The 14,738-nt window shown below is 72.6% G+C and carries 15 protein-coding genes; 6 read left to right on the top strand and 9 right to left on the bottom strand.

Going from position 1 to position 14,738, the window contains the following annotated elements:
- The first annotated feature begins 137 nt into the window (after positions 1–137).
- Genes mbhE (Pdca_RS09075) through mnhG (Pdca_RS09050) form a run of 6 tightly spaced genes read left to right on the top strand, consistent with a single transcriptional unit; the run spans position 138 to position 5,856 of the window.
- The gene (gene mbhE, locus Pdca_RS09075) at positions 138–2,999 is read left to right on the top strand and encodes a hydrogen gas-evolving membrane-bound hydrogenase subunit E (RefSeq protein ID WP_085915698.1); all 2,862 of its coding nucleotides are present in this window, start codon (positions 138–140) and stop codon (positions 2,997–2,999) included.
- Positions 2,996–3,301 (top strand): sodium:proton antiporter, encoded by a 306-nt coding sequence (locus tag Pdca_RS09070; RefSeq protein WP_085915697.1) that lies wholly within the window; start codon positions 2,996–2,998, stop codon positions 3,299–3,301. The genes mbhE (Pdca_RS09075) and Pdca_RS09070 overlap by 4 nt, the downstream gene beginning before the upstream one ends.
- Positions 3,298–4,824, top strand: a complete 1,527-nt coding sequence (locus tag Pdca_RS09065) for a monovalent cation/H+ antiporter subunit D family protein (RefSeq protein ID WP_085915696.1) — start codon at positions 3,298–3,300, stop codon at positions 4,822–4,824. Before Pdca_RS09070 ends, Pdca_RS09065 begins: the two co-directional genes overlap by 4 nt.
- Positions 4,821–5,204, top strand: coding sequence for a Na+/H+ antiporter subunit E (locus Pdca_RS09060; RefSeq protein WP_085915695.1), 384 nt, complete (start codon positions 4,821–4,823; stop codon positions 5,202–5,204). The genes Pdca_RS09065 and Pdca_RS09060 overlap by 4 nt, the downstream gene beginning before the upstream one ends.
- Entirely contained in the window at positions 5,201–5,464 is a 264-nt protein-coding gene (locus Pdca_RS09055; RefSeq protein WP_232021482.1) for an MrpF/PhaF family protein, read from the top strand. Before Pdca_RS09060 ends, Pdca_RS09055 begins: the two co-directional genes overlap by 4 nt.
- The gene (gene mnhG / locus Pdca_RS09050; RefSeq protein ID WP_197719957.1) at positions 5,461–5,856 is read left to right on the top strand and encodes a monovalent cation/H(+) antiporter subunit G; all 396 of its coding nucleotides are present in this window, start codon (positions 5,461–5,463) and stop codon (positions 5,854–5,856) included. Before Pdca_RS09055 ends, mnhG (Pdca_RS09050) begins: the two co-directional genes overlap by 4 nt.
- Here mnhG (Pdca_RS09050) and mnhG (Pdca_RS09045) read toward each other — a convergent pair.
- The 9 genes from mnhG (Pdca_RS09045) to Pdca_RS09005 form a co-directional block, all read right to left on the bottom strand.
- Positions 5,754–6,245 (bottom strand): monovalent cation/H(+) antiporter subunit G, encoded by a 492-nt coding sequence (mnhG, locus tag Pdca_RS09045; RefSeq protein WP_085915694.1) that lies wholly within the window; start codon positions 6,243–6,245, stop codon positions 5,754–5,756. The two genes, mnhG (Pdca_RS09050) and mnhG (Pdca_RS09045), sit on opposite strands and share 103 nt — an antisense overlap.
- Positions 6,227–6,493 carry an MrpF/PhaF family protein gene (locus Pdca_RS09040; protein WP_085915693.1) on the bottom strand — a complete coding sequence of 89 codons (267 nt, stop codon included), beginning with the start codon at positions 6,491–6,493 and terminating at the stop codon, positions 6,227–6,229. The genes mnhG (Pdca_RS09045) and Pdca_RS09040 overlap by 19 nt, the downstream gene beginning before the upstream one ends.
- Positions 6,490–7,671 (bottom strand): Na+/H+ antiporter subunit E, encoded by a 1,182-nt coding sequence (locus Pdca_RS09035; protein ID WP_085915692.1) that lies wholly within the window; start codon positions 7,669–7,671, stop codon positions 6,490–6,492. The genes Pdca_RS09040 and Pdca_RS09035 overlap by 4 nt, the downstream gene beginning before the upstream one ends.
- Positions 7,668–9,359 carry a Na+/H+ antiporter subunit D gene (locus tag Pdca_RS09030; RefSeq protein ID WP_269462850.1) on the bottom strand — a complete coding sequence of 564 codons (1,692 nt, stop codon included), beginning with the start codon at positions 9,357–9,359 and terminating at the stop codon, positions 7,668–7,670. The genes Pdca_RS09035 and Pdca_RS09030 overlap by 4 nt, the downstream gene beginning before the upstream one ends.
- A complete protein-coding gene (locus Pdca_RS09025) occupies positions 9,356–9,808 on the bottom strand; it encodes a Na(+)/H(+) antiporter subunit C (RefSeq protein ID WP_085915691.1) in 453 nt (150 codons plus the stop codon). The genes Pdca_RS09030 and Pdca_RS09025 overlap by 4 nt, the downstream gene beginning before the upstream one ends.
- A 2-nt stretch (positions 9,809–9,810) precedes the next feature.
- Complete coding sequence (locus Pdca_RS09020) at positions 9,811–10,425, bottom strand: MnhB domain-containing protein (RefSeq protein ID WP_085915690.1); 615 nt, start codon at positions 10,423–10,425, stop codon at positions 9,811–9,813.
- Complete coding sequence (gene mbhE / locus Pdca_RS09015) at positions 10,422–12,812, bottom strand: hydrogen gas-evolving membrane-bound hydrogenase subunit E (protein WP_232021481.1); 2,391 nt, start codon at positions 12,810–12,812, stop codon at positions 10,422–10,424. The genes Pdca_RS09020 and mbhE (Pdca_RS09015) overlap by 4 nt, the downstream gene beginning before the upstream one ends.
- 156 nt (positions 12,813–12,968) lie before the next feature.
- Entirely contained in the window at positions 12,969–13,457 is a 489-nt protein-coding gene (locus Pdca_RS09010; protein WP_232021480.1) for a GNAT family N-acetyltransferase, read from the bottom strand.
- 93 nt (positions 13,458–13,550) lie between these two features.
- A complete protein-coding gene (locus Pdca_RS09005; protein ID WP_085915688.1) occupies positions 13,551–14,711 on the bottom strand; it encodes an MFS transporter in 1,161 nt (386 codons plus the stop codon).
- Positions 14,712–14,738 lie beyond the last annotated feature (27 nt).

Here is a 14,738-nt window from a genome sequence, read left to right as displayed (position 1 = left end):
GCGATGCGCCGCGTAACCCAGCGGAGTGTCCGTCCCGGCCGGTTGGGAAACGTCGCGAGTGGGTACGAGCCGGACGTGTTCTCGATCAGGGCGCTGCAGGCGCGCATCCCCGGACCGCGGACGGAGGCCGTCGCCCGGTGCTCCCGCTGATCGTCCTCGGCGGTTCGGTCCTGCTGGCACTGACCGCCCCGCTGCTCACGCGCCTGTTCGGCCGCAACGCGGGCTACCCGCTGGCGGCGGGCCTCGCCGCCCTCGGGGTGTACGCCAACACCTCGGCCGGCGCGATCGTCGACGGCGAGGTGCTCACCGCGTCCTACGACTGGATGCCCACCCTCGGTGTCGCCTTCGGCGTGCGGATGGACGGCCTGTCACTGCTGTTCGTGACGATCGTGCTGGGTGTCGGCGCGCTCGTCATGGCCTACAGCGCGCGCTACATGGGCGACGACTATCCGGCCGGGACGGTCTACGGGCTGCTCACCGGCTTCGCCGCCGCGATGATCGGCCTGGTCACCGCGAACGACCTGGTGCTGCTCTACGTGTTCTGGGAGATCACCACCGTCCTGTCGTTCCTGCTGATCAACACCGCCGGGCCGCGGGCGGCGCTGCCGGCCGGCCGGGCGCTGGTGGTCACGGCGCTGGGCGGCTTCGCGCTGCTCGGCGCGGTCGTGATGATCGGCGTGGCGGCCGGGACGACCGATCTCGGTGTGATCGTCGGGAACCCCGAGACGGTGCTCGCCAGCCCGCTCGCGATACCGGCCGCCGCCCTGCTGATCCTGGCCGCGGCGACCAAGTCCGCCCAGCTGCCGTTCACGTTCTGGCTGCCCGGCGCGATGGTCGCGATGACCCCGATCAGCGCCTACCTGCACGCCGCGACGATGGTGAAGGCCGGCATCTACCTGCTGATGCGGTTCTCCCCGGTCTACGTCCCGACGACGGCGTGGTCGATGGTGCTCGTCCCGCTCGGTCTGCTGACCGCCGTGGTCGGGGCGGTGCTGGCGCTGCGCGAGCACGACCTGAAGGCGATCCTCGCCCAGTCCACGGTCAGCCAGCTCGGCCTGCTGACGGCGGCGATCGGCGTCGGTACCTCCTACGCGCTGTCCGCGGCGGTGCTGCACACCTTCGCGCACGCACTCTTCAAGGCGACCCTGTTCATGCTGGTCGGGATCATCGACAAGGAGGCGGGCAGCCGCGACGTCCGTGAGCTCGGCGGGCTGCGGACGGTCATGCCGATCACCGCGACGCTCACCGGTATCGCGGCGCTGTCGATGGCCGGCGTCCCACCGCTGATCGGGTTCGTCTCCAAGGAGACGCTCTACGAGGGCTTCCTGGAGGCCGACTTCGCGCCGGGCGCCGGGCCGATCGCCGCGGTGACGGCCGTGATCGCCTCCGCGCTGACGTTCGCCTACAGCGCCCGGATCGTCTACGGCGCGTTCGGCGGCACGCTGACCCAGCCCGACCTGTACGAGCCGCCGAAGGCGTTCCTCGCCCCGGCCGCGGTGGCCGCGGCACTCGGGCTGGCGCTCGGGCTCGGCGTCGGTGTGCTGAACCCGCTCACCGACCGCGCCACCACCGATCTCTACCCCGGCGCCGAGCCGGCGACGTTCGCGCTGTGGCACGGCGTGAACACGGCGCTGGTGCTGTCACTGGTGACGTTCGCGGCCGGCTACGCGCTGTTCCACTGGCGGGACCGGGTGGACGCGCTGCTGCAACGGATGTGGGTGCCCGACGGCTCCGCGGTGTACGACCGGATCCGGGCCCGACTGATCGAGTTCGGTGGGCTGGTCGGCCGGCCCGACGTCGATCCTGCACCGGCCGCCGTGCTGGCCCGCCCGGTGCTGCTGCTGCCGGTGCTCGCCGTCGTCGCCGGGATCGGGCTCCCGGCGCTGCCCGGTTATCCCGGGCCCGCCGTGCAGGGCCTGGACTGGCTGGTCGTCGTGCTGGTCCTGGCAACCGTGGCCGGTGCCGCCGTCACCAGCTCGGTGCTGGCCGCGCTGGCGCTGACCGGGTTCGCCGGGCTGGCGACGGCGCTGTGGCTGCTGCTCGCCGGCGCACCGGACGTCGCGCTGACCCTGCTGCTGGTCGAGGTGCTGACCACCGTGGTGGCGGTGCTGGTGCTGCGCGGGCGCCGGGAGGGGCTGCAGCGGCCTGCGCGGCTGCGCGCGGGCCCAGCGGCGCTCACCGCGCTCGCCGCCGGGCTCTCGCTCGGCGCGGCCACCTTCGTGCTGACCGGACGCCGTCCGCCGTCCGAGGTCGGCGGGTACTTCCTGGACACCGCGCAGGAGGCCACCGGCGGCACGAACGTCGTCAACACGATCCTCGTCGACTTCCGCGGGATGGACACCTTCGGCGAGGCCGTCGTCGTCGGCGCCGCCGCGCTGGGGCTGCTCGTCCTGCTCCGGCGCACCAGCGACGACGACCGCGGCAGCGCCGACCACAGCGCCGGCCACAGCGCCGACAGCAGTGCCGACAGCAGTGGGGACAGCGGGGGCAGCAGCGGCGGGGACACCGGCGGGGACGCGGCGCCGCCGCGGCTGTTCGCCCGCGACGGGCCGGCCGACACCATCGTGATGCGGGTCGGGAGCCGGGTGCTGTTCCCGGTGATGCTCGCGCTGTCGCTGTTCCTGCTGTGGCGCGGGCACGACGAGCCGGGCGGCGGGTTCATCTCGTCGCTGGTCGGCGGGGTCGCGGTGCTGTTCCTGCGGCTCGCGCACCGCGGCGACGCCTGGGCGATGCGGCTGCGCCCGGAACCGCTCGTCGGCAGCGGGCTGCTGCTCAGCCTGTTGACCGGGCTCGCGGTCTACCCGCTCGGGCTGCCGTTCCTGGCGCCGGTGTACCTGCCCGGCGAGGTGCTGCTGTCGTCGTTCGTCTTCGACCTGGGGATCTATCTGATGGTGGTGGGGCTGATGGTGGCCGCGGTCGACCGGATCGGCGGCCGGACGCGGGTCGGGCCGGTGCTCTCCCGCCGGCACCGGACCACGCCGGAGGTGACCGACCGGTGACCGCCGCGATCATCGTCACGGTGCTCGTCGCCGGGGGCGTCTTCCTGATCCTGCAGCGTGAGCTGCTGCGCGTGGTCCTCGGGTTCATCCTGCTCGGCCACGGGGTCAACGTCCTGATCATCTCGGCGGGCGGGATGTACCACCGGCAGCCGCCGCTGCTCGGCCAGCAGGATCGGGCGGCCATGGCGGACCCGTTGCCGCAGGCCTTCGTGCTGACCGCCATCGTGATCGCCTTCGCGATCACGGTCTATCTGCTCGCCCTGCTCAAGGCCGGCGACTCCGCAGGGGGTGATCGACCGTGACCGGGCTCGAGGCACTCGTCATCGCGCCGATCGCGATCCCACTGTTCGCCGGCGGGCTGCTGATCCTCCTCGCGGTCCGGCTGCCGGTGCTCGCGCGTCGCGCGGTCGCGTTCACCGCGGTCGCCGCGTGCACCGCCGTCGCCGGGTACCTGCTCGCCGTCACCGCCGACGGCACCGTGGTCGTGCAGCGGCTCGGCGGCTGGCCCGACGGCATCGCGATCCCGCTCGCCGCCGACGCCTTCGGTGCGGTGATGCTCCTGGTCACCGGGGTGCTGGGGCTCGCATGCCTGGCGTTCGCCGCGCTCGACGGCGGCGGGCCGGGCGGTCTCGAGGCCAGCGATCGCACCCGCGCGTTCCTCCCCCAGACGATGCTGCTGCTGGCCGGGGTGAACGGCGCCTACCTGACCGCGGACCTGTTCAACCTGTTCGTGTTCATCGAGGTCATGCTGGTCCCCAGCTACGTGCTGATCGCGACCGGCCGCAATCCGGAGCGGGTCGCCGCCGCGCGGCTGTATCTGACGGTGAATCTGCTCGCCTCCACCGTGTTCCTGGCCGGGCTGGGCCTGGTCTACGGCGTCGCGGGCACCGTGCAGCTCGGTGACCTCGCCGGTGCCGCCGTCAGCGATCCGCGGGTGGCCGCCGCGACCGCGGTCGTCCTGCTCGCGCTGTCGGTGAAGGCGGCGCTGGTGCCGCTGCACAACTGGCTGCCGCGGGCGTACTCGGTCGCCCCGGCCGCGGTCACCGTGCTGTTCTCCGGCCTGCTCACGAAGGTCGGTGTCTACGCGCTGTTCCGGATCTACGCCGTCGTCTACGACGGGGACCCGCGGTTCCTGCCCGTGATCCTGGTGGCCGCACTGCTCACCATGGTCGTCGGCGTGCTCGCCGCGGTCGGCGCCGGCGGGATCCGCCAGATCCTGACCTTCCACATGGTCAGCCAGCTCGGCTACATCGTGCTCGGGCTGGCGATCTTCACCCCGGTCGGGCTGGCCGCCGCGATCTACTTCATGGTGCAGTACGTGCTGGTCAAGGCAGCGCTGCTGATGGTCGCCGGTGCGGTCGAACGGCACGTCGGCACCGGCGAACTCAGCCGGCTCGGCGGACTCGCCGCACACAGCCCGGTGGCCGCGGTGGCCTTCGCCGTCTCGGCGCTGTCGCTGGCCGGGATCCCCCCGCTGTCCGGGTTCGTCGGGAAGCTCGCACTGGTCCTCGGCGCCGTGGACGCACGGCTGGTCGCCGCCGCACTCGTCGCGATCGGAGTCAGCGTGTTCACCCTGCTCTCCATGCTCAAGATCTGGAACGGCGTGTTCTGGGGCGGCGACGCGCCGGCCCCCGAACCGGCGGGCGGTGCCGGCACGGTCGTCGCGCTGCGGGTCCCGGTCCGCGCCGCGGCACCCGCGCTGGTGCTGGGCGGGCTGAGCCTGCTGCTCGGCCTGGCCGCCGAACCGCTGCTCGCAGTGTCGACGGCCGCCGCGAACGGGCTCGTCGACACCACCGGCTACGCCGGGGCGGTGGGTGCCCCGTGACCGGCCGCACGCGCGCCCCCGGCGGCGGCAGGCCGGCGGCCGCGGCGCACTTCCTGGTCTGGTTCACCGGGGAGTTCTTCCGGGCCAACGCGGTCGTGCTCCGCGAGGTACTCACCCCGGGACACACCATCGACCCGGCGATCGTCCGGGTCCGGCTGCGGTCCCGCAGCATGGTCGAGATCGCCTCGATCATGAGCCTGATCAGCCTGACCCCGGGCACCCTGGCGCTGAATCTGACCACCGGCTCGCGCAGTCCGGAGCTGATCGTGCACGGCATGCACGCGACCGACCCGGAGCAGCTCCGCGCCAGCGTGCAGGAGATGGAGGACCGGCTGCTCGCCTTCCTGCGCCGGCCCGCCCCCGAGGAGGACGACGCGTGACCGCCACCCTGCTGCTCGACGCCGGGCTCGGTGTACTCGGGCTGAGCCTGCTCGTCGCGGTGTACCGCGTCCTGCGCGGCCCGACCGACGCCGACCGGGGCCTCGCCGTGGACTACGGCTTCGTGGTCGTCGTCGGGCTCGTCGCGCTGCTCGCGCTGCGGCTCGGGTCGACCGCGATGCTCGATCTCGTCGTCGTCGCGACCCTGGTCGGGTTCCTGACCACGGTCGCGGTGGCCCGGCTGGTCTGGGCGAGCTCGTGAGCGCGCCGGACGTGCTCACCGGCGGCCCGGTGCAGAACGCGATCGGTGGGACGATCGTCGCCCTCGGAGTGCTGCTGATCGCCTCCGGGGCGATCGGGATGCTGCGGCTGCCCGACATCTACAACCGCACGAACGCCGTCACCAAGGCCGCCGGGCTGGGCATCGTGGCGTTGCTCGTCGGCGTCGCCGTGCTGGTGCCCGAGCCCGACGTGCTGATCACGCTCGGCGTGGCGGTGGCGCTGCAGCTGTTCACGATCCCGATCGCGAGCTTCGCGATCGGGCACGCGGCCTACCGGTCGGACGTTCCGTCGACGCCGTCGACACTGCGTGAGGACGCGCCGCCAGCCTCCGAGACCGGCTCGCCGTCGGCTGCGGACGACCGGGACTGCTGAGCGGGCGCCGAGGTCCGCATCGCGCGGGCGTCGGCGTCCATCTGCTCGCCCAGGTCGTCCACCACCAGCGAGTCCCGGTCGATCGCGCCGCTGCGGTACGCCGAGCGGCCGACCACCTGGGAGATCACCGGTGCGGTGAGCACCTGGAACAGCACGACGAGCACCAGTGTGGAGGAGTTCTCGAACTCCAGCTGCACCGCGACGCCGAGCAGGATCAGCAGCAATCCCAGCGTCTGCGGCTTGGTCGTCGCCTGCAGCCGTGCGGGCAGGTCCGGCAGCCGGACCAGGCCGAGCGCCCCGAACAGGCAGGACAGGCCGCCGGCCAGCATCAGCACGGCCGACAGCACGGCGGACACGTCGACGTCGCCGATCACCGGTGTCGCTCCCATCGTTCGACGAGCCGGGCCGCGGTCACCGAGCCGACCAGCGCGATCAGCGCCACGGCGGCGAGCAGCGGGATGTTCGATCCGTCCGAGTAGATCGCGGCGTACACCGCGGCGGCGGCCACGATGAGCACGACGAACACGTCCAGGGCCGCGATCCGGTCCAGGGTGGTCGGGCCCTGCAGCAGCCGCCACAGCGTCAGCATCGCCGCGATGGTCAGCATGGCGAGGACCAGTGCGTAGACGACGGTCACTCCGGTCCCCTCCCCGGCTCACGGCCTGCGGTCACGGCCTCCATCGCCGTCCGGCAGCGCTGCACGTCCTGGTCGCTGCCGACGGCGTCGATCACGCGCATCTGCAGCAGCATCATGTCGCTGCAGACCCGCTCCACCGAGCCCGGCCGGTGCAGGCCGAGCGCGTAGACGTACCAGCGCCGGCGGCGGCGGTCGATCTGCAGGGTGAAGCTGCCCGGGGTGAGCGCGCAGGCCGCGACGATCGTCGTCGTGGTGCGGTCGGAGCTGCTGCACAGCGGCAGCCCGATGATCCCGGACCGGGCACGGGGTCCGTGCAGCAGCGTCACCGAGCTGACCCGGACACCGGAGACGACCAGGTCCCGGATCAGGAACCCGATCAGCCGCAGCAGTTTCAGCGGGCGGATCGGCAGCCGCTCCGGCAGCACCGGCAGCGGGAAGATCACCGTCACCAGCAGGCCCACGATCAGGCCCCCGATGATCGCCATCGGCGTCAGGCTGCCCCACAGCAGCACCCACACCAGTGCGAGTGCGAGTACCTGCGGGATCCGGCGGCGCCAGTTGCCCGGTCGCGCCGTCCCGGCCATCGGCTCGGACGTCGTGTCGGGCACCGGCGGGGGGACCGAGGCCGGGGTGCGGCCGTCGGTGTCCTGGCCGGTCTCGGCCTCCGACGCCGCCCGCTCCCGGCCGGCCTCCGCGGCTCCGCCCGGTGCGTCCACCTCGCCGTTCCCGGCGCTGCCGGTCGCGCCATCGACGCCCGTTCCGCCGGTGGCCGCTCCGTCGGCGCCCGATCCGCCGGTAGCCGCTCCAGCAGTGGCCGCTCGGCCGGTAGCGACTCCGCCGGTGGCCGCTCGCGCAGTGGCCACTCCGTCGGTGGCAGCTCCGTCGGTAGTCGCTCCGTCGGTGGCCACTCCGTCGGTAGTCGCTCCGTCGGTAGTCGCTCCGTCGGTAGTCGCTCCGTCGGTGGCCACTCCCCCGGCGTCCGCTCCGTCGGTGGTGGTCGCCCCGTTCGTGGCTGCTCCCGTCGTCGTGTTGCCGGGTGGTTCCGTGTCGGTCTCGGCCACCGTCACTCCCAGCTCGGCCTCGACGGCCTCCGGCCCGACCAGCGCATCCGCCGCACCGGTGTCCCGAGGCGTCTCGTCTCCGGCGCGTCCGCCGGACGTCGTGCCGTCGCCGCTCACGGGGTCACCTCCGTGCCCGCGCCGGGAAGCTCGGCGAGCGCCGTGCCACCGGCACCGTCGTCCGTCCCAGCGTCCGCGGCGCCGGCGTCCGCGGCACCGGCCCCTGTGTCACCGGCGTCCTCGGCACCGGCCCCTGTGTCACCGGCCGGGATCACCGCGACCGGCTCCAGCACGGCGCTGCGGTAGGTGTCGCGGCCGTACAGGTCCTCACCGGCCCGCGCGGTGATCCCGGACAGCGGGCCCGCGAACAGCGCGATCACGATGCTGACCACGACCAGCGAGGACGCACCGACGTACATCCCGCGGGCGCTGCGCGCGGTCCCGACGACGAGCTCGTCGTTCGGGTCGTTGTCGACCAGCGGCTCCTTCGGCGTCCCCCAGAACACCCGGACCCAGACCCGGGCGACCGCGTACAGCGTCAGCAGGCTGGCGACCACGACGAAGGCGGCGACGATCTCGCTGGCCAGCCCGCCACCGGCGCCGGCCTGCAGCAACGCCAGCTTCGCGACGAAGCCCGACGTCGGCGGCAACCCGGCCAGCGTGATCGCCGGGATGGCGAACAGCACCGCCAGATGCGGCGCGGTCTGCGCGAGCCCGCCCATCTGACTGATCGACACCGTCCCGGTCCGCCGGGTGATCAGACCACTGACCAGGAACAACGTCGCCTGGACGGTGATGTGGTGGACCACGTACAACGCGGTACCGGCGATCCCCTCCGGCGTCCAGACCGCCATCCCGAACAGCATGAAACCGATGTGGCTGACCAGTAGGAACGACAGCAGCCGGTTCAGGTCGTCCTGCGCGATGGCGCCGAGCGCGCCGACCACCATCGTCATGGCCGCGATGACCAGCAGCAGCATCGACGGGTCGTCCTGCGGGAACACCAGCGTCTGGGTGCGCAGCAGGGCGTAGATGCCGACCTTGGTCAGCAGCCCGGCGAACAGCGCGGTGACCGGGGCGGGCGCGTTCGGGTAGCTGTCGGGCAGCCAGAAGTGCAGCGGCACGATCGCCGCCTTGATCCCGAACACGACGACCAGCACCAGCGCCAGCACCGTCTGCAGCCCGTCGGGCAGCAGCTCCATCCGGCCGGCGAGATCGGCCAGGTTGACCGTGCCGGTCGCGGCGTAGACGAACCCGACCGCGGTCAGGAACAGCAACGACGACGTCAGCGAGACGATCACGTAGGTCATCCCGGACCGGATCCGGGACGCCGAGGTCCGCCGCGTGATCAGCACGTACGACGACGCCAGCATGATCTCGAACGCGACGAACAGGGTGAACAGGTCGCCGGTCAGATAGGCCAGCGAGACACCCGTCGAGAGCAGCAGGAAGATCGGGTGGAAGGTCGTGCTGGCCGTCTCCCGGCCGTAGTCGGAGATCCGCTGGTCGATCGCGTACACCAGCACCGCGAGGGTGACCAGCGACGAGATCAGCAGCAGCAGCGCCGACATCCGGTCCGCGACCAGCGCGATGCCCATCGGCGCCGGCCAGCCACCGAGCTCGGCGACGACCGGGCCGTTGCGGTCCGCGGCCACCAGCAGGATCCCCGCGACGACGCAGACGATGGCGAGGGTCACCACGCCGATCACCCGCTGCAGCGAGGCATGGCGTCCGACGATCACGCTGGCGGCGGCTCCCAGCATGGGGAGCAGCACCGGGAACGCGACCAGTGCCTGGAGCAGGGTCACTTGCGGCCCTCCTCGAGCTCGTGCGAGTCGGCGGTGTCCTCCGGGGAGCTCTCGGTCTCCGCCGCGGTGCCCTCCTCCATGGCGCCGTCCGGCTTCTGACGGGCCGCGATCCGGCGGTCCTCGACGTCGTCCTGGACCTCGTCGTGACCGACCAGCACCCACGACCGGTAGCCGAGGGCGAGCAGATAGGTGGTCAGCGCGAAGGTGATCACGATGGCGGTCAGTGCGAGGGCCTGCGGAAGCGGGTCGCTGATCTCGTCGAGGCCGACGGCGTCCAGGATCGGGGCCCGCCCGGGCGGCCCGCCCGCCAGCTGCAGCAACAGGTTGGCGCCGTGCCCGACGACCACGATGCCGATCAGGATCCGCATCAGGGACCGCTGCATGAGCAGGTAGAAACCGACCGAGTAGAGCACGGCGAGCACCAGCGCCATGCTCAGGTTGATGGTCATGTTCATCGGTCACCGCCGAGATCGCGACCCGGCGGGTCCTCGCCGGCCTCGCGGGCGTCCCGGGCGATGCCGGAGCCGAGCGAGCGGAGCAGGTCCAGCACCACGCCGATGATGAGCAGGTACACGCCGACGTCGAGCAGCAGGCTGGTGACGATGTCGAGGTAGCCGAAGTCGCCGAAGGTGATCGTCCACTTGGTGGACTCCAGTACGGCGCCGCCCCAGAGCACCGGCGCGAGCCCGGTGAGCACGGCGATCGTCAGGCCGGTCCCGACCACGACCGGCGGCCGGATCCGGAACTTCGATCCCAGGTTGTCGTCGCCGCCGGCGATGTGCCGGAGCACGAAGGCGAGCCCCGCGACCAGGCCGCCGGAGAACCCGCCGCCGGGGCCGTAGTGGCCCTCGAACAGCAGGAACACCGAGAACACCAGGACGGTGGGGAACAGCAGCCGGGCGGCCGCCTCCAGCACCAGGGTCCGCTCGCGGGTGTCCGGGCAGTGGCCGGGCAGCATCCACTGGCCGGTGGGCTCGTCCCAGCGGGCCCAGGACTCGTCGCCGACCGGTGCCGAGCCGGCGGGTTCCGTCGCCGGGAGCGCCGATGCCTCACGTGAGGTGGTCATCCCATCACCTCCTGCTCGTGCTTCGGAGACCCGGACCCGCTCGTCACGACCTGGCCGCCCTTCCTCTTGTCGTAGCGGGTGGCCAGCACCAGGCTGGCCGTCCCGGCGGCACAGATCAGCAGGATCGTGATCTCGCCGATGGTGTCCAGCGCGCGGAAGTCGACCAGGATCGCACTGATCAGGTTGGTGGCACCCGCCTCCGGCGCCGACGCGACGAAGTCGGCGGTGGTCGCGGGCGGCTGCACCCGGGCGCCGGAGAAGATCACGGCCAGCCCGGCGACCAGGACACCGCCGACCGACGCCACGATCGCCTTCGGCAACCGCACCCGGCGCTCGGTGTCCGGCTCGTCGAAGTGCGCGGGCAGCCGCCGGAGCACGAACACGAACGCGACCAGGGTGAGCGTCTCCACCAGGAACTGGGCGAGCGCGAGGTCCGGGGCGCCGTCGATGACGAACAGCCCACCGATGCCGTAGCCCACCGCGCCGACCAGCAGCACCGCGGTGAAGCGGCGGCGGGCCCGGCACAGCGCGATCGCCGCGACGATCACCATCAGCCCGACCGGGACCTGCATGATCGAGTGGTAGGCGCTCTGGTCCTGCGGCAGCACCCCGCCCATCACCAGCGCGGGGGCCGGCAGCGCGATCAGGGTGACCAGGATGAAGCCCAGGTAGACCGGGAGCGAACCGATCTGCAGGCGGCCGGTGACGGTGATCGCGGCACGCTCCATGCCGGTCACCACCGACTCGTAGCCGCGCTGCGCGGAGAGCCCGTGCAGCACCACCCGCTCGGTCAGCGCCGAGCCGTACCGGTGCAGCAGCAGACCGCCTGCCACGGCGATCGCGGAGAACAGCAGCGCGACGCCGAAGCCGTGCCACAGTGCGAGCTCGTACTGCGTGGCGTAGGCGTCGCCGAGCGAGGGCAGCGGACGGGCGTAGGCGGCCGCCAGCTGCTGGACCGCGGGTGCGGCGATTCCGGCGGCGAGCCCGGTGAGCGCGCACAGCCAGGCCGGCCCGGACAGGCCGAGCGGGACCGGGTCCCCGCCGGTGGGCTGCAGGCCCTTGGTCGCGAACGCGCCCCACAGGAAGCGCGCGGTGTAGGCGACGGTCAGCAGCGAGCCGGTCAGCAGGCCGATCGCGACGATCCAGCCGCGTATCCCGCCCTCCAGCACGAACGCCTCGTAGGCGGCCTCCTTGCCGACGAACCCGAGCGTCGGCGGCAGGCCCGCCATCGACAGGCCGGCCAGCCCCCCGAGCACCGCGAGCCCGCGGCGCCGTCGGCCCAGCCCGCAGAGCTCACGCAGGTCACGCGTGCCACAGGCTTTGTCGATCGCGCCGACCACCATGAACAGCGGGGCCTTGAACAGACCGTGCGCGAGCAGCATCGTGATGCCGGCCAGCGCCGCGACCCGCGAGCCCGCACCGAACAGGACCATCAGGAAGCCGAGCTGGCTGACCGTGCCGAAGGCCAGCAGCCGCTTGAGGTCTGTCTGGCGCAACGCGCGCCAGCCGCCGAGCAGCATCGTCGCCAGGCCCAGCACGACGATCGGTACCCACCACACCGCGTACCCCGAGAAGGCGGGCCCGAGCCGGGCGACCAGCACGACGCCGGCCTTCACCATCGAGGCGGCGTGCAGGTAGGCCGAGATCGGGGTGGGGGCGGCCATCGCGTACGGCAGCCACGGGTGGAACGGCAGCTGCGCGGACTTGGTCAGCGCCCCGAGCAGGATCAGCACCAGTGCGAAGCCGAGCGCGACGGGCTGGTCGGCGGCGAGGGTCCCGGCGTTCGCCGCCGCGGTGATCTCCGGGATCGAGTAGGTCCCGGCGAGCTGGCCGAGCAGCACGATGCCCAGCAGCATCGCGAGCCCGCCGAAGACGGTGACGAGCAGTGCCTGCACCGCCGCACGCCGGTTCTCCCGGTACTGGCCGCCCTGCCCGACGAGCAGGAACGACGTCAGCGACGTCAGCTCCCAGAACACGTAGAGGGTCAGCAGGTCGTCGGCCAGCACCAGGCCGAGCATCATCCCGGCGAAGGTGACCAGCAGCGCCGCCGATCGCGCGGCGTCGGTCGAGCGCGGGCCGAAATACCAGGCCGCGTAGATCAGGATCAGGGCGCCCACACCGGACACCAGCACGATCATCGCCAGTGCCAGCGCGTCCAGCCGCAGGCTGAGCGAGAGGCCCAGCTCGGGCGCCCAGGCGAGCTCGTCGGTCACCCCCGTACCGAGCGCGGCCGGGGCTTGCCACATCGCCCACACGAGTGTGGCCGAGAGCAGGGCAGCACCGGCCGCGAAGGCCAGCCGCCGGTTGTACCGGGCGAGTGCGGGGAGGCACAACGCCAGGACGATATGGGCGGCCACAACGGCGAGCACCGACACCTCCTGGGTCACGGGGTCGTTCGGACGGGCGGTCAGTTCACTCGCGTCCCAGTCGGGCCGGGGAGCGGCTCCGGTACCGGAGAGCCGGCGGCCGGCAAGGACACGGCAGCGGAGCCGCCGTCATCCTATCGGAGCAACCGGACGTTTCGCCCGCCACCGTACCGGGGCTCACTCCCGCAGGGGCTTGCCGAAACACCGTGAATGGTGATCGTCCCGATATGTGCCGAACCTCCCGATCGGGTGGTAGCCGCACGCCCGGTACAGCGACATCGCATCGGGTTGGGCGGTTCCGGTCTCCAGGATCATCCGCCGGCGCCCGGCGTCCGCCGCGGTGCGTTCGAGCTCTGCGAGCAGTGTGCGGGCGTGCCCGGATCCGCGCGCGGCGGGCACGACGTACATCCGTTTGATCTCGGCGTCGCCGTCCCGGAGCACCGGGTCCTCGTCGGTGGCGTCGACCGGCCGCCAGGCTCCGGTCGCGACCGGAGCACCGCCGGGGTCGTAGCCGATCAGATATCTGCCGCGCGGGGCGCTGAACTGTTCCGGGACGAGGACGGTCACGTCGCCGTCGCCGTAGACCTCACGGTAGTAGGCCTGGATGTCGTCGTTCAGTCGCACCGCGTCCGGGTGGTCCAGGGCACAGACACGCAGTTCGAGCACGGGGCCATCATCGCCGCCGTCCATGATCCGCGTTTCGGGAGTGCTCGTGCCGCTCCGGCGCACCGGAACTCCCGAGACGCGGATCATGGACCCTCACACCCCGACCAGCTCCCGCGCAGGCCGCCCGGCACCACGCCACACCAGCCCCAGGCACAGCGCCTGCAACAGGGCCACCCCCAGCAGCAGCACCGGATACCCGCCCGGCACCCACGAGAGCGCCGACAGCGCCACCGGCAGCAGGAACCCGAGATAGGTGACGGAGTAGAAGACGGCGGTCAGCCCGGCGAGCTCCCCGGGTGCGGCGATCCGCTGCACCTGCTGGAGCCCGGACAGCAGCACGAACCCGTATCCGGCACCGAGCAGCGCCGCGGCGGCGAACGCCGCAGGCAGCGACGCGGTCGCGGCCACCAGCATGGTCACCAGCGTCCCGCCGATCACCAGCACCAGCCCGGCGCGGGTCGTCGCCTGCTCCCCGTACTTGCGCTCGACGGTGCGGGCGAACGACTGCGCCGCGAACCCGACGGCCAGGCTGACCGTGGTGAGACCGGTCGCCACCAGCAGGCCGTGCCCACCGGAGGAGGGAGCCAGCAGCGCGGGCTGCACGGCGTAGGACAGCGCGACCGCGCCGAACACCCACGGCGCCGCGGGCAGCACCAGCCGGACGAAGCGCGGATCGGTCACCGAGGGCACCCGCAGCTCGCGCCACAGCGGTCCGCCCGCGCCGGGGCGAACCGTCTCGGGCGCGCGCAGCAGCCCGGCCAGCACCGGGACCATGATCAGCACGTGCACCGCGTAGGGCAGCTCCATCGGCCACGGCGCGTACTGCGCGAGCAGCCCGCCGACCAGCGGGCCCGCTCCGAACCCGAGCGTGATCGCCAGCGCGGCGCGGCGGGCCCCACCCTCGGCGGACAGCTCCTTCACCCAGGTCGTGGCCACCGCCATCGCGACGCCCATGCTCACACCGAACAGCAGCCGACCGGCGTAGAGCAGCGGCTCGGCGGCGCCGCCGAACGCCAGCACGACCGACGCGGGCACCGCCAGCACCGCTGCCGGGAGCAGCACCCGGCGGCGGCCCCACCGCTGGGATGCGGGACCGCTCAGCAGCAGCCCGGGCACCAGCCCGAGCACGTAGATCCCGAAGAAGGCGGCCACCGCCGTCGACGAGTAATGACCCTGCTCGCGGTAGGCCACCATCAGCGGGCTGAACTGGTTGGCGCCGTAACCGACGCCGAACAGCACGGCCGCGGGGCGCACCCAGGGCGCGGGGCGGTTCAGGGGACT

Origin of the sequence: Pseudonocardia autotrophica (assembly GCF_003945385.1) — a bacterium.
GTDB lineage: Bacteria > Actinomycetota > Actinomycetes > Mycobacteriales > Pseudonocardiaceae > Pseudonocardia > Pseudonocardia autotrophica.
Note: the sequence above shows the minus strand (reverse complement) of the source record. Positions and strands in the feature narration are given on the sequence as shown.

Bases quoted from the DNA above. Each gene is read 5' to 3' on its own strand.
- mnhG (WP_085915694.1), bottom strand. From the start codon at position 6,245: ATGGGAGCGACACCGGTGATCGGCGACGTCGACGTGTCCGCCGTGCTG.
- Pdca_RS09025 (WP_085915691.1), bottom strand. From the start codon at position 9,808: ATGACCATCAACCTGAGCATGGCGCTGGTGCTCGCCGTGCTCTACTCG.
- Pdca_RS09020 (WP_085915690.1), bottom strand. From the start codon at position 10,425: ATGACCACCTCACGTGAGGCATCGGCGCTCCCGGCGACGGAACCCGCC.